Raw genomic sequence first — 14019 nt, forward strand, 5'->3', positions numbered from 1 at the left:
ACTATAAATGCATACGAAAAAAGATATAAACAAGTTCATAAAGAAGGGTATTCTTGGGCATCTAATAATCCATCGCCTATAGTCTTAGAAACAATAAAAAAGTATAACTACAGTAACGGAAAAATACTGGAATTAGGATGTGGCGAGGGAAGGGATGCTAGATTTCTTTTAGAAAATGGATACAACATATTAGCAACAGATGTATCAAATGAAGCTATTGATTATTGCAGATCAATTAATGTAGATAATAGTAAATCATTTAGAGTTTTAGATGCTTGTAGTTCAAGTTTGAATGAAAGATTTGATTTTATTTATTCTGTAGCGGTTATTCATATGTTAGTTCTTCAAAAGGATAGAGATGCTTTCTTATCATTTGTCAAGAATCATTTAAATGAAAATGGTAAGGCTCTAATTCTAACAATGGGGGATGGCGAATATGAATTTGAAACAGATATAGAAGATGCATTTAAAGATTCTAAAAGAGTTCACATGGAAACTGGTAATGAAATGATTATTGCATCAACTTCATGTAAAATGGTTAATTTTAAGCATTTTGAAGAAGAAATTTTTAGAAATGGTTTAAATATCGTTGAAAAAGGAATAACGTGCATTGAACCAGATTTTACGACTATTATGTACGTTGTAGTAGAGTAAGATAAACTCCAATTTCTAGAGTAAATCAGAAAAATACTTTCACATTAATTCAAAATTATAATGTAATATTGAATTAATGATAATACCGTACTATTTTAATAGAATATACGGTATTTTTTATTTCTCAATTCAAGGATATTGTAAATTAGTTAATAAAGTAAGCTCTTTGAAAATTAAATATTATAATATTTATAAAATATGTTATAATTAACTAAAAATTGTTTCTGTTGCTATTAGTCTAATTTACTTTAGAGAAGGTGAGAATGTTTGATATATAAAGTTTCAGAAGAGTTTATAGGTAAAGATATTAATCCTTTTACAAATAAAGAATATGATAGCAGTTGGATTGCGTACTGTTTGACAGATTCAGAAGAATATGAAGTAATGGTTGGTGGTGGATTAAAATCGATTTATACATTAAAAGTGAGCAAGAAACATTCTAAATGGAAAATGTCACTAATGGATTTTATTGAATTTCAAACAAGACATAATAAAAATATTATATTATCTGTTTCTGATGATGATTTATATGAAGCAAAGATAGCCTATAATCATCATCATTTTAATGAACCTTATTTAAGAGATTATGAACCTCAAGTAATGGTGCATAGTACTTCAATAGATTGCTGGCAAAGTATAAAAAAAGATAATTGTCTTAAATCATGGAACATATTAAGCAACGAAAGAAAAGACTGGGAGCGTAAGCCTATAGGTAACCAATTAGGAGATCCTGAAGATTTTATGGATTATATAATGTTTTCAGATGGTGGTATTTCAAGTGAAATTGTTGTTTTATCAAAACAAAATGGTAAAATACTTACAAATCCAGATAACTACTATGAACCAGGTGTGAGACTATATTTTGATATGAGAAAGGTAGCAGAAGATGGTTTGTTAATTAGAGATGGTTGTCATTTGAAAGTTAAAGATACATTACTTTTATCCCCTTATCTAATATGGGCTGCCGATTGGAAAAGCGTAGGCTTATCAAGTAGACACTCTACACCATCAGAATTTACATGTAAAGCTAATAGTTGCTTTAATAAGATATATGGAAAAATGATTTTTGAGTCTTTTTAATCTAGTAAACTCATAATAATCAAAAGTTAGGCAATACGTAATCTTGAGCATCACGAAGGAAATTTATATATTAATTTAATCATAATACCGTGCTATTCAACTAGGATATACGGTGTTTTTAATTTAACCTTTATATTATAGGGTAACTACAAATTATTTAAATTAGGAGGTATTGAGTTGAGTGAATTAATTTTAGTAAAACCATCAAAGGTTTTAGAAGAAAAAATTCTAGAATACAAACAAGAGTATTTAGACTTTGCAGAAACTAATATTAATGGAAGTTGTGGACTATATCGTTGTAATGATTTTGATGAATGGCTTGAAGTTGTTATTTCAATTGAGAAGGATAAACTTCTCGATAATGTTCATGCCAGCACCTTCCTTTCTGTAAGGAAATCTGATAATAGAATTATAGGGACTATTCAGCTCCGTCACTCTTTAACTGATGAATTAGAAAAACATGGAGGACACATAGGCTACGGCATTCGTCCAACTGAGCGAAAAAAAGGTTATGGTAAGCAACAATTGCTACTTGCTCTAGAGATTGCAAAAGATATGAAAATTCCCAAAGTAATGATTACCTGTGATAGATATAATATTGCTTCAAGCCACACTGCCATGAGTTGTGGTGGTATATTAACAGACGAGAATTTTCATAAAGGTAAAGAACAGGAAATATATTGGATTAACCTCCACTAATAATCACAAGGTACGGTAAGCTTACTTTATAACAAATCTTAATTGGACTAATTTATTCTCAGAAATAACCTTGGATTTTAGCTTAAAGATCTATTTAAGTTTTTACTTAGTTTATTGAATACATTTTATTTGATTAGATTTATGTAAACGTGAAGAAACTTTAGAATTGAAAGTAAGGGGCATATTCAAATGTATATGGAAATGAGTGACAAAGTTAATTTATATGTAAAAGTGTCTGGTGAAGGTATTCCATGTTTATTTATTCATGGAGGACCTGGAGAAGGAAGTCTTGATTTTGAAATGTTAGGTGGGAATTCTTTGGAGAGTTCTATGCAGATCATATATTTCGATCAAAGAGGATGTGCAAGGTCAGGGGGAACTGTCAATGATGATTATTCTATAAATATAATGATTGAAGATATTGAAGAGATAAGAAAAAAATTAGGAATATCAAAGTGGATAGTGCTAGCACATTCCTTTGGAGGTATCATAGCAACAAATTATGCATACAAATATCAAAGTTCTGTGGAGAAACTTATTTTACTAAACTCAACGCTTTTTATGGAAGATTCTCTTGAAAATCAATGGAGGTATGGAGCTAAACTATTAGATGAAGAGATTTCGCAATATACTGAAGTTAATTCAGTATTAGAGAAGTGGCAATATGTAGTTAATAAGCTTATTGAAAGAGACCTATTTTATAAACTACAGTATAATCATTATGAAAACTATTTAAGGGTAAATCAAGTCAGTAATAAGATAGAAAACTTTAATACCGTTATGGCAAATCAAGCTTTTAATAATACAGAATATTTTACAAGTTATTTTGATATGACAAAGGAGATATTTATACCTGTACTTATTATAACTGGAGATGAAGACTATGCTATTGGGCCAAATCATTATAAGAACTTTATGTTTCCTAATAAAGAGGTAAAGGTTATACAAGGAAAACATATGATATATCTTGAGAATAATGAGGAATTTACGGCTGTTATTCGAAGGTTTATTGAATAAATAAGAAATAAGATGTCCTATTTGCAATCAGTTACTGTGAGATGGAACCTTAGAGAAAAGGAACATCCAATGGATGCAATGTGGACAAGAATCTCAACAGAATGGTTTCCGACTTATGAGTACAAACGAGCAGCAGATTATGGAATTGAGGTTTATCCTCCAGGAGACTCAAGCTCCGAAGAGTATACTTGTGAAATATGGATTCTATAATCAAAAGAAAAAGTTTAAGTGAAAAACTCTTACTTGCACTAAAAGCACATGTAAGAGTTTATACACTTTAATATTTTATATCTAATCTTTTAATTGTTCCCTACAATAATAGTAAAGTCTAAAGTTATCTCATTTATATCATCAACAAATAGTTTTTCTTTATCTACATTAAACATCATAGGTGTCACCTTTAAAAAGTTATCAATATTTTCTTTTGTTACAGCCATTTTATATGTTAAGTTTATAACTTCTTCACAGTTCATATGATTTGAAAAGTAATCAATTACTGATTCATTTGAATATTTTTGATTAGCTAATTGATTCGCAGCACATTCTCTTAACTCTTTAAGATAATTTGCGCCAGGAACAACTTTAATTAAATATCCATCACTTTTTAAAATTCGTGTAAACTCACTATAATTGGATGGTGTAAATATGTTAAGTAGTAAATCCATTGAATTTGACTTTAATGGAATATTAGATAAATCACCTATAAACCATTTAATTTTCTGTTCTTTTTTAGCCCCTAAAATAATAGAATCCTTAGCATTATCCATAGCATAAATATCTAGATTATTTATACTTTCAGATAATCCTCTTGAATAAAATCCTTCACCACAACCTACATCTAACATTTTTAAGGCTTTAGAAGTATCAAGGTATTGTTTTATGATCTTTTTTATATTATCTTCCAAAGGCTTATAAAAACCTTCTTCAAAAATATATCTTCTACTCTCAAACAAATCCTTTGTATATTTTGTTTGCTGTTGATTAGGAATAAAGTTTATGTTGTAGTTATTATGTTGATTCTCAGTAATACAATATGTAAGTCTAAGAATCAACAAGAGATGGTTTATCAAGAAGATGATGAGTTATCCTCAAAAAATAATAAAAAACTTGTCATTGGTGTTATAGTTTTTGTAGCAGCAATTTTAATTATTACTACTATTACCCTCGTTACTGGAGATATTAAGACTACTATTAATGATAGGGAGATAAATATTATTGGTTCCTATTGGAGTGATTATGCTTTAAATCTTGATGTTATTGAAGATGTTTCTTTAAAAGATGATATTAATTTAGGGAAAAGAACAAATGGTATGGGAAGCATTAAGCTTTCAGAAGGAAGTTTTAAAAATGCTGAATTTGGAAGCTATACCCTTTATGTTTACAATAAGTGCAAGAGTTATATACCCATTGATACTACTGAAGGAATGGTGGTTATTAATGCAGAAACACCAGAAGCAACTAAGGAACTTTATGAAAAGATAGTTACGAAGTTGAAATAATAAAAATAGTATTGAATTTAATGAAGAGATAAATCACAGCTTAAGAAGCATAATCCGTATGGACAGCCTTGAAATTGTTTTAGAAAATAGTGATAAAACCTATTCCCTTTGATATAATAACCAGTAAGAAGGATAAAAGGAGGGATAATATGGATGCATTAACTCCTTTGATGGATTATCTTCAACAGGTTAATATAGTTTCAATTGCATTTAGATTTATACTAGCAATAATTGTTGGAGGAATGATTGGGATAGACCGTGAGGTAAAGCGATTGCCAGCTGGCATGAAAACTCATCAGTTTGTTTGCTTAGGAGCAGCAGTGGTGATGGTTACAGCTCAGTATATAACTCAAACGATTGGTTATGGCGGCGATGTAACAAGAATGTCTGCTCAGGTTATTAGTGGAATTGGTTTTCTAGGAGCAGGGACCATAATGGTTACTCCACAGAATAATGTGAAGGGACTTACTACTGCAGCCGGGTTATGGTGTAGTGCGTGTATTGGACTAGCTATAGGAATCGGTTTTTACAGCGGTGTAATATTAGCTATGATATCAGTGTATCTAGTACTCAGAGTTACTCCAAGAATCGAAGCAAAAATATATAGAAAAGCTAAAGTTTTAAATTTATATATTGAGCTAGAGGATGTACTTGAAATTAGTGAGGTCATTCAACAGGTTAAACAATGCAAGTGTAAAATTGTCGATGTTAATATTGGAAAGATAAAATTTAGTGGTATTCATGGAGCATCAATCCAAATGTCTTTATTTTTAGATGATCCAGCAGAGAATAGCACCATTATAAGTTCAATAAGCAAGATAAAAAGCTTGAGATTCATTGAGGAAGTTGGTTAAATTATATTTGAAGTGCTTTTTGATAGCGTAAGTAGAAACGATAACTAACTAGTAAGAGAAGTATAATGTAATGATAAGAAGTAAGTATTATTAATTTAGATACTTACTTCTTTTTATTTTAAGAAGAAAGAATGCAATTATAGGTGAAAATTTTAAATTATAATAACAAGTATTAGAACACATATAATTCCAGCAACAAGAATAGAATATCCGTTAAAGAAAAACTTCCAATTATAATCATATCCATATCTTTTTCCATGGTTATTGGTTAGTATACTGTCTGCTTTATAAGATGGAAATAACAGGTGACTTCTTGCTGAAAATTCCACTGGACTCCTTGTGGCTCCACGACTCATAATAAGTAATATACCAAAAACCGTCATACCCAAAGAAGTAAAAGTTAAGGTATCTTGAAAAGGGATGCCTTTTACATTGGAACGCCATAGAGTTAAAAGTAAAGTTAATATAGTCCATACTGCAGTTGTAAGAACCCATAAAATTATATTCTTATATTTTTTCATTCTAAAGCCTCCTTATAATACCATAAGAGTTTTCTTTATAAATCCATTATATATTAATTTTTTAATAATTGGAATAAAATTGAATTAAAAAAAACGAAAGATGTATTGCAAATAAAAATACTGTTTATTGAACGGACCAATTATTTATGTATCCTTCATAAAGTGTTAAAAGCTATATATACAATTTACATTTAGAGTGCAATGTTGTTATAATATTACAAATGGTGTGGTAATATATTATCTACAGCATAAGGGGGAAATTGTATATGTTGAATATTGAAAAGCATTGTATTGATGCTCAAAAACATATAAAAAAAGCAAAGTCAAATTTACTTAAATTTATGTATACACCAAGTGGACTTATGTTTATAGTGATGTTACCATTCGTGCATCTTCATAAAAAACATTTTAAGAAAGTTGAAGAATATGTTAAAATTTTAAATCAATACTCAAAGGAAGAGAATTTAGATATAAGCTTTCAAAGTGTTAATGAAACTGGAGATTCTGCTGTTTTATATAGTAAAGAACAATTAGGCTCATTAACCGCAAAACAATATGAATCGAAAATGAAATATTTGGATACCTTAAATGAGCAGGTAGAGTCTTTAAAAAATAAAATCCAATAATCATTTTGAAGATAGGAGTTTAAAGTAGATTTATGAATAATGAAATAGATATTTACTTAACGGAATTTGAAGGGGATTCAAAGGAATGGTTAACAACCTTTGTGAATTATATGAGAAATAAGTATCCCCAGTTGGAAGAAGTGATTTCCTTTAAAATGCCTACATATAAACTAGGCTCAGGAAAAGAAAGAAATTACATTGCTTTTTCTGTAGGAAAGAATCACTTTTCATTACATACTATGGATTTTGATTATATCAATATATTAAAGGAAAAGCTTAGTAGGCCTGGTAAAGGTAAGGGGTGCGTCAATGTTCCCTTTAAGAATGTAGATGAGCGTGAAATAATATTTCATGCTATTGATGAGATCATAAGTCGAAAAGTCACCAAGGTCTATGGTGAAAGATCTGTTGATAGTGAAACAAAATAATAAGAAAGAAAAATTACCTAGGGATTGAGTTATAGCGTGTATTAACGCGGCAGACTAATCCTTTTATTATTGTTTAAACAATTATTTTACTTTCTAACAAAGATGTTATAAATGAGTTAAGATGTAAATTATACTATTTATAAATTAAATTCACTTGCTATGTTTTGGTTTAATAGGATAAAATTTAAATATATGTTAATACAAAATGAGGTTAGAAGCTTGAAATAGAGGCAAATATCTATCACAAATACATGGAGGGATGCGTATGACTATGAAGAGTATTTATACTAAGAGATTGATATTAAGACCATGGAATAAAGGTGATGTTATTGATTTCCATAAATTTATGTCTGATAAGCGAGTAGGTGAATGTGCTGGTACTAATATTATTACAGATATAGAAGTAAGTAAAAAATGTATAGAAAATTATATTGCTCATAATTTGTCTTATGCAATTGTTTTGAGTTGTGCGAATAAAGTTATTGGCTCTATTGGGATGGATATAACTAAACCACATGAAAATTATGCTGATTTAAATCAAAGATATATAGGATATACAATACATCCAGACTATTGGGGAGAAGGATATGCCACTGAAGCTACACAATATTTAATGAAATATTTATTTGAGAATTGTAATGTAGATTTGATATGGACTAGCCATTACGATTTCAATGTTAGATCTAAAAAAGTAATAGATAAATGTGGATTTACCTATGAGTTTAGTCGTGAAAAAAATCTTAGGGCATTAGGTGGAAAGTCTGTAAATGAACTATTTTACAAGGTTCTAAGGATGAGTTAACATATTGGGGCTTACATTTTAAGTTCAATATTATTAGTATAATGAACAATCGTATGATTTTATGATCAAGATAAATGGGAAGTTATAAAGTATTTTGTATAGTATTTATATAAGGGTGGGTGAGGAGTATGCGAGAATATTTTATGAAAACTGAAAACATAGGCTTTTCAAATTGGATAGATTCTGATTTAGAATTAGCAACTCAATTATGGGGAGAAGAGGATGTGACAAGGTTTATTTGTGCTACAGGTAAATTTACAAAACAAGATATTTATGATCGATTATTTACAGAGATTAACAATGGCGTAAATTATCATGTGCAATACTGGCCTATATTTAATTTAACATCTGGTGAATTAATGGGATGTTGTGGTGCACGTCCATTTAAATCAGAACATAACTCATATGAAATTGGAGTCCATCTTCGTAAAAAGTTTTGGGGAAAAGGCTTTGCATCTGAATCGGTTAAAGCGGTAATAGATTACTGTTTTACAGAATTAAATGCTGTAAAACTTTTTGCAGGGCATCATCCTCAAAATGAATCTTCAAAAAAGCTTTTGATGCGTTTAGGATTTCATTATATAGGTGATAAATTTTATAAGCCTACTAGTCTTTATCATCCATCCTATGAAATGTCAAACTTAATGTATAGTGAATCAATTTAGGTCAGCAAATTCAAATTGATTCAGAAAACAAATTTCAATATGATTATATAAATAACAACTAAGTTTTATAGTAGTTGTTATTTATATAATCATATTGAGTAACTAACTATACTTTTAAGTGTTTTAGAAAGGAGTTTATTATGTGTACTAGAGCAAAGTTGGCAGAAATAGCAAAGGTAGAAGCGTTAAGTCCTTTCCATGGAACTTTATTAAATGAAAAATCAAATATTCAGCCTATTGTGAATTTATTTCCAAAGTGGAGCATTGATAAAGCAGATAGAAATTGGTGTGCAGGATTCGTTTATTACTGTTGTGTGAAAGCTGGATTTTTAATTCCCTATAGTCCAGATGAGTGTATCTCTTGTAGTCTTGCTGGTTGCGGTGCTTGGGAAGAGTTCGCAATGGATGATGAGCGAATAGGTTATCACCTTGGAAGTGATGAAAGGTTTATTCCGGAAGCTGGTGATATTGTCTTGTATGACAAGGTCTTTATCAATTTAGAGCATGACCATATTGGCATCGTTTTAGAGAATAAGACAAATACAATTATAGTAGCAGAAGGCAACACCTACAATGATAATATTTCTCGAATCATTGAACGGAATAAAGATGAACACATTCGTGGGTATATTCGTATACCAAATCATTTTTCCTATTAGCGTGAAAGAATTATATGGCTTGGCTGCAACATTAGAAGAAAACAATGGGATAATTGAAAATTTTATATTACGAGAATATGGATTTGAAATAGAAATAGCAAGGTGATGGGAATTCAATTAACCCATTAGATTGAATAAATAAGTGTAATATTGTTGATTTGGTAAAAGTTTAGTTATGAGGTAAAAATTACGAGTAATTTAGGGGATACATCTTTATGGATTCTTGATTTAGTTTATAATGTTGGATCTGCTGTAATTATTGCAAGTGTAGCATTTGTAGTAATTAAATATTCAATTATTAGTGCTGTTAAGGACCTAAAAAAGAAAAATATACTGTAGTTAGTTAAAGGATAATGATTTGAACATTAAAATGTTGTGTACGAATAAAAGAGGGGGTAACTAAAATGATAAAAAAAGCAGATAAATACTCCAAAAATAAAGAATATTGCGATTATTTTATAGAAAAAGAATATGAACTTAATTTAAAAAATGAGACTCAGCATTTTACAATTCATTATAATGAATGTATAAATAAGGTTTCAGATGTTCTAGAAAATAGTTATATTAAAATCACTAATAACTTTAATCAACAACTTAATGAAAAATTAATTTTAGAGATTCATCCAGACCATAATCAACTTCATATTGCTTTAGGATTGCCTAATGCCCATGATTGGATAAGAGGAGGACTTGGAGTAAATAAAATTGTAATAGCATCGCCTCTAAATCCACCAATAGGTTCGAATTTTAACAATGTATTAAATACAGCAGTTCACGAATTTACACACACCATAGTAAATAATATAAATAATAATACTCCTAGATGGTTAAATGAAGGCATTGCATGTTATGAAGCAAAAGACAATGATGAAAACTGGATAATAAAAACTGTTAAAAGCGGATTGGAGAATAATATTCTTCCTACATTTAAAGATTTAGATACTGGAGAGGATTTTGAAACATTTTTCAAACATAATGGTTACCAATATTCATACACCATAATAGAATCAATAGTTAATATATTTGGATATGACAAGCTGCGTCAGTTGATAAAGTATCCAAATAACTTTGTTGAGATTTTTGGAATAACTGAAGATTAACTTCAAGATAGATGGAGAGAGTATTTAAAAGTAAACTACTCACTAAAATAGAGTATTAATTTTTGGTGACACAATCTTGAAATTGATAAAGGTCAATGGAAAATAAAAGATATTGAAGGAATGGGAATTGCTTAAAATTCCTAGTATAGACAATCTTATTGAAAATATCATATAAATAAAAACAGCACTTCAAAATTCTATGAGTTATGAAATGCTGTTTTTATTTAAAATGTTTTCTTCTTTGATTGTAAAATATAGTATATAATTGTATTAATAGTAATTTAAGAGGTGATACCATGTCGTTAAATGAATATAAAGATGAGGTTAGAGAATTTTTAATTAGAATGAATTCTTTAAATGGTGATGACCATCAGAAAATGACTTGGTTATATGAGGAGTTTGAGTTGCTAAAAAAGGCTGTAGATAACTCAGAAAAAGAGAGGATTGAACACCAGTTATATGACATTCTATTTTTAATATTTGAAATGGCTGCGGATAATAACTTTGATCTAGATAAAGAGTGGGAAAGAGGCAGAAAAAGAAAGCAAGATAAATATTTGAGATAAAAAAATGAATTCGAATTTTAGAGATTTGATTAAATTCAAACATCTAATCATAATCAATTCTACTTTTAGTAAATATCCAGTGACAGAGAGGGTTTAAGATTGCAGGGAGAAAGTATATCATTAAAAACCTATACCCGTGAAATGTGTCATGATTTTTGGCGTGAATACGTGTCTGATTATGATATGTTGGGTATATGATTAATTTAATTTAACTGATTATTTCATTTTGCAAGGAATTCAAATTATATAGAATATACATCTAAAAGGAGGTAATTAACTCATGAAAAAACAGTTAATAATAATATCTGATATGGAAGGTGCTTCTTGAATATTTGAAAGTAATAGGAAAGCTATGGTTCATCGTTCTGATGAGTGGAAGAACCATGGAAGAGAGTATTTAACATCAGATATTTTGGCAGTATGTGAAGCTGCTAATGAATTGGGGATTGATGACATACTAATTTATGATGGTCATTTTGCTGGAAATCCAGAGCATAATATTATCCTTGAAAAGTTACCTAGTAATGTGCGTTTTTTTGATACTCCTGATAGATGCTTTTATTGGCGTAGAATTAGAGGACAAGCTTCTTGGAATCCATATGGCTTAATTACAGTTGGTCAACATGCCAGATATGGAGAAGAGGATGCTTATTTTCCCCATACCATTCAAAGCCCGCCTATAGAAAAGCTAACATTGAATGGTATTCACATTGCAGAAATTGGAATGGTGGTGCTAAATTTTACAGGTGTAAAGTATATAGCTAATATAGGTTGTAATGCTTCTATGAAAGAGGCCTTAGAACTAAGTAATACAGTTAAATGCATAGCTGTTAAAGATAAATCTAAAAACTGGCAACCAAATATAGAAGAAACTTATAAAATAATTAAAGATGGCGTGTTAAATGCATTATCAAATATTGATGACATAAAACCAGTTGATGTAAAACCGCCTTATGTTTTCTCAATGAGAATATTAGAAGGATTTACTTTTCAAGTACCTAATGAGATTAGTTGGAAAGGAAATTTTGATGAAAATACTGCCTATTGGGAGGCTCCAGATGTTGAGATTGGATTGGAAATATTTAACTATGTAAGGAGACTTATCGTAAAGATTTATACAGAAAGATAGGTTAGTTTAATAACTAATATATCAAATATATTGGCGATGAATTTTAATTTAGAAATTAATTATAAATTAAATTTGAAAGGAGAACATGAAATGTTAAGCGTATATGAGAAATGTCCTCAATTTGAGAATGAAAAATATCAGCTTAAATATGTTACAAATGAAGACTGTTTGGATTTATTGAAAGTATACTCTGATAAAAAGTCATTTCCAATATTTAATAGTGATAATTGTGGTGGAGATGATTTTTATTATACCACAGAACAGCGTATGAACGAGGCCATTGATTATTGGCACTTTGAATATAATAGAGCAGGTTTTGTTAGATGGTCAATCTTTGACCAAAATATAGGAGCAGCAATTGGAACAATAGAGCTATTCCATAGAAAATCTAATGATTATTTTACTAATTGTGGGTTATTAAGAGTAGATTTGAGAAGTGACTATGAACAGACACAGGAAATTCAAAGGATTTTATCAATAATAGTTCCACATACATTTGATTTATTTAAATGCGATGAAGTGGCAACTAAGGCAATTGAAGAGGCTACAGAGAGAATTCAAGCTCTGAAAAATTTAGGATTTAAGTACACAGATGAAAAATTAGTAGGTCATTATGGTACTGAGTATGGTTCCTATTATGTGCTTAAGAATTAAATTACAAAGGTAAATGGAATTATTTCTAGTCTTTATTAATATATATTCAACACATTAATAAAAGGTGGGGATATTTTGAAAGAAAAAATAGTAAGTTTTTTAAAGGCCATAGGGTATATTGCCGTTGCATATGTTATTCAAGTTACAATTACTTTAATCTATGGGTTTTGTTACATGTTAATTATCATGAGTAAGTTTGGTATAGAAAACTTGGAAAGCAGTAGTGAAGAGATTTTTCTAGCTTTCGCCAATGGACTTGATAAAAATATGAATTTTATTTTACTTATTTCAGCCGCAGCTTACGTTGTAATTTTAATGCTCCTTTATAGAATTGGCAAGAAGAGCATGATTAAAGACTTTGGACTTAAAAATAAAAATACGAAAAATTGGATTATATCCATATTTTTAGGATTAGCTGTATGGCTTATTAACACAGGAATTGTAAGCTTAGTTCAAGATTTAGGTTTTATGCAGAAATCCTTTCAGACCTTTAATGAATTAACAAGTTCCACTGTACAAGGTACAATTTTCATGACAATCTTAGCTGGTGGTATAATTGTACCTTTTACAGAGGAGTTTTTATTTAGAGGAATTGTTCAAAGAACTCTTAGTAAAAGTATGTCTGTAAAGACTGCAATAATTATTCAAGGAGTCTTATTTGGAATATACCATGGGAATGTAATACAAGGGTTGTATGCAACCTTTTTAGGTATAGTGTTTGGATATGTAGTCTATAAATCTAAATCTCTGTGGACTTCAGTGATTATGCATATGGTGAATAATACTACTGCCTTTATTATTTGCTATGTATTGCCTCAAAGTATTGATAATTTAACAGGATATATTGTTTTTGCTTTAATTGGAATGGTTATCTTGGTAGTTTCTTTAAGTTACTTTAATAAAAATAATTTAGTAGTTGAAGAAGGAAACGAAGTTATTAGGTTGTAATAAATTAGAATTAGTTATCCTTTCAATTAGAACTATAAGTATCTTCAGGTATAAATTTAGAATCTTCTTAAGGAAACTCTTTTCATATAAGAATTTTATAACATAAAATTTAAGTAAT

General features: G+C 29.3%; 19 protein-coding genes. 17 read left to right on the plus strand and 2 right to left on the minus strand.

The genetic code is table 11. The features are described from left to right. Positions 1 to 78: 78 nt before the first annotated feature. The 5 genes from BN1075_RS15750 to BN1075_RS15770 all read left to right on the plus strand — a co-directional run bounded on the left by BN1075_RS15750 (position 79) and on the right by BN1075_RS15770 (position 3660). Complete coding sequence (locus tag BN1075_RS15750; protein ID WP_268871559.1) at positions 79 to 654, plus strand: class I SAM-dependent methyltransferase; 576 nt, start codon at positions 79 to 81, stop codon at positions 652 to 654. 267 nt (positions 655 to 921) lie between these two features. After that, positions 922 to 1734, plus strand: a complete 813-nt coding sequence (locus BN1075_RS15755; RefSeq protein WP_040194190.1) for a hypothetical protein — start codon at positions 922 to 924, stop codon at positions 1732 to 1734. 177 nt (positions 1735 to 1911) lie between these two features. Then, positions 1912 to 2433, plus strand: coding sequence for a GNAT family N-acetyltransferase (locus BN1075_RS15760; RefSeq protein ID WP_040194192.1), 522 nt, complete (start codon positions 1912 to 1914; stop codon positions 2431 to 2433). A 201-nt stretch (positions 2434 to 2634) separates the two neighbouring features. Beyond that, positions 2635 to 3450, plus strand: a complete 816-nt coding sequence (locus BN1075_RS15765; RefSeq protein WP_197072332.1) for an alpha/beta fold hydrolase — start codon at positions 2635 to 2637, stop codon at positions 3448 to 3450. Positions 3451 to 3471: 21 nt separating this feature from the next. After that, on the plus strand, positions 3472 to 3660 hold the full coding sequence (locus BN1075_RS15770) for a GyrI-like domain-containing protein (RefSeq protein ID WP_040194194.1): 189 nt from the start codon (positions 3472 to 3474) through the stop codon (positions 3658 to 3660). Positions 3661 to 3749: 89 nt separating this feature from the next. Here BN1075_RS15770 and BN1075_RS15775 read toward each other — a convergent pair whose 3' ends face one another. Next, complete coding sequence (locus tag BN1075_RS15775; protein ID WP_197072333.1) at positions 3750 to 4403, minus strand: methyltransferase domain-containing protein; 654 nt, start codon at positions 4401 to 4403, stop codon at positions 3750 to 3752. A 57-nt stretch (positions 4404 to 4460) separates the two neighbouring features. Between BN1075_RS15775 and BN1075_RS15780 the strand changes: the two genes are divergently transcribed. Both BN1075_RS15780 and BN1075_RS15785 read left to right on the plus strand, forming a co-directional pair. Then, positions 4461 to 4949, plus strand: coding sequence for a PH domain-containing protein (locus tag BN1075_RS15780; protein WP_052406586.1), 489 nt, complete (start codon positions 4461 to 4463; stop codon positions 4947 to 4949). 149 nt (positions 4950 to 5098) lie between these two features. Further along, positions 5099 to 5803, plus strand: a complete 705-nt coding sequence (locus BN1075_RS15785; protein ID WP_040194196.1) for an MgtC/SapB family protein — start codon at positions 5099 to 5101, stop codon at positions 5801 to 5803. Positions 5804 to 5955: 152 nt separating this feature from the next. Here BN1075_RS15785 and BN1075_RS15790 read toward each other — a convergent pair whose 3' ends face one another. After that, entirely contained in the window at positions 5956 to 6324 is a 369-nt protein-coding gene (locus BN1075_RS15790) for a hypothetical protein (protein ID WP_040194197.1), read from the minus strand. A 266-nt stretch (positions 6325 to 6590) separates the two neighbouring features. Here BN1075_RS15790 and BN1075_RS15795 point away from each other — a divergent pair, with 266 nt between their 5' ends. The 10 genes from BN1075_RS15795 to BN1075_RS15840 all read left to right on the plus strand — a co-directional run bounded on the left by BN1075_RS15795 (position 6591) and on the right by BN1075_RS15840 (position 13901). Beyond that, the gene (locus tag BN1075_RS15795; protein WP_040194198.1) at positions 6591 to 6950 is read left to right on the plus strand and encodes a hypothetical protein; all 360 of its coding nucleotides are present in this window, start codon (positions 6591 to 6593) and stop codon (positions 6948 to 6950) included. A 32-nt stretch (positions 6951 to 6982) separates the two neighbouring features. Then, the gene (locus tag BN1075_RS15800) at positions 6983 to 7378 is read left to right on the plus strand and encodes an iron chaperone (protein ID WP_040194200.1); all 396 of its coding nucleotides are present in this window, start codon (positions 6983 to 6985) and stop codon (positions 7376 to 7378) included. A 265-nt stretch (positions 7379 to 7643) separates the two neighbouring features. After that, positions 7644 to 8180, plus strand: a complete 537-nt coding sequence (locus BN1075_RS15805; RefSeq protein ID WP_197072334.1) for a GNAT family N-acetyltransferase — start codon at positions 7644 to 7646, stop codon at positions 8178 to 8180. A 128-nt stretch (positions 8181 to 8308) separates the two neighbouring features. Then, complete coding sequence (locus BN1075_RS15810; protein ID WP_040194201.1) at positions 8309 to 8845, plus strand: GNAT family N-acetyltransferase; 537 nt, start codon at positions 8309 to 8311, stop codon at positions 8843 to 8845. Between the two features lie 140 nt (positions 8846 to 8985). Next, on the plus strand, positions 8986 to 9504 hold the full coding sequence (locus BN1075_RS15815) for a CHAP domain-containing protein (RefSeq protein WP_052406587.1): 519 nt from the start codon (positions 8986 to 8988) through the stop codon (positions 9502 to 9504). A gap of 404 nt (positions 9505 to 9908) precedes the next feature. Continuing rightward, on the plus strand, positions 9909 to 10604 hold the full coding sequence (locus tag BN1075_RS15820) for a peptidase MA family metallohydrolase (protein WP_042387397.1): 696 nt from the start codon (positions 9909 to 9911) through the stop codon (positions 10602 to 10604). 296 nt (positions 10605 to 10900) lie between these two features. Then, positions 10901 to 11170, plus strand: a complete 270-nt coding sequence (locus tag BN1075_RS15825) for a hypothetical protein (RefSeq protein ID WP_040194203.1) — start codon at positions 10901 to 10903, stop codon at positions 11168 to 11170. 352 nt (positions 11171 to 11522) lie between these two features. After that, positions 11523 to 12299 carry a M55 family metallopeptidase gene (locus BN1075_RS15830; RefSeq protein WP_040194204.1) on the plus strand — a complete coding sequence of 259 codons (777 nt, stop codon included), beginning with the start codon at positions 11523 to 11525 and terminating at the stop codon, positions 12297 to 12299. Positions 12300 to 12389: 90 nt separating this feature from the next. Next, positions 12390 to 12953 (plus strand): GNAT family N-acetyltransferase, encoded by a 564-nt coding sequence (locus tag BN1075_RS15835; RefSeq protein WP_040194206.1) that lies wholly within the window; start codon positions 12390 to 12392, stop codon positions 12951 to 12953. Between the two features lie 75 nt (positions 12954 to 13028). Then, positions 13029 to 13901 carry a CPBP family intramembrane glutamic endopeptidase gene (locus BN1075_RS15840; protein ID WP_052406588.1) on the plus strand — a complete coding sequence of 291 codons (873 nt, stop codon included), beginning with the start codon at positions 13029 to 13031 and terminating at the stop codon, positions 13899 to 13901. Positions 13902 to 14019 lie beyond the last annotated feature (118 nt).

The organism is Clostridium culturomicium, from assembly GCF_000821305.1.
GTDB lineage: Bacteria > Bacillota > Clostridia > Clostridiales > Clostridiaceae > Clostridium_J > Clostridium_J culturomicium.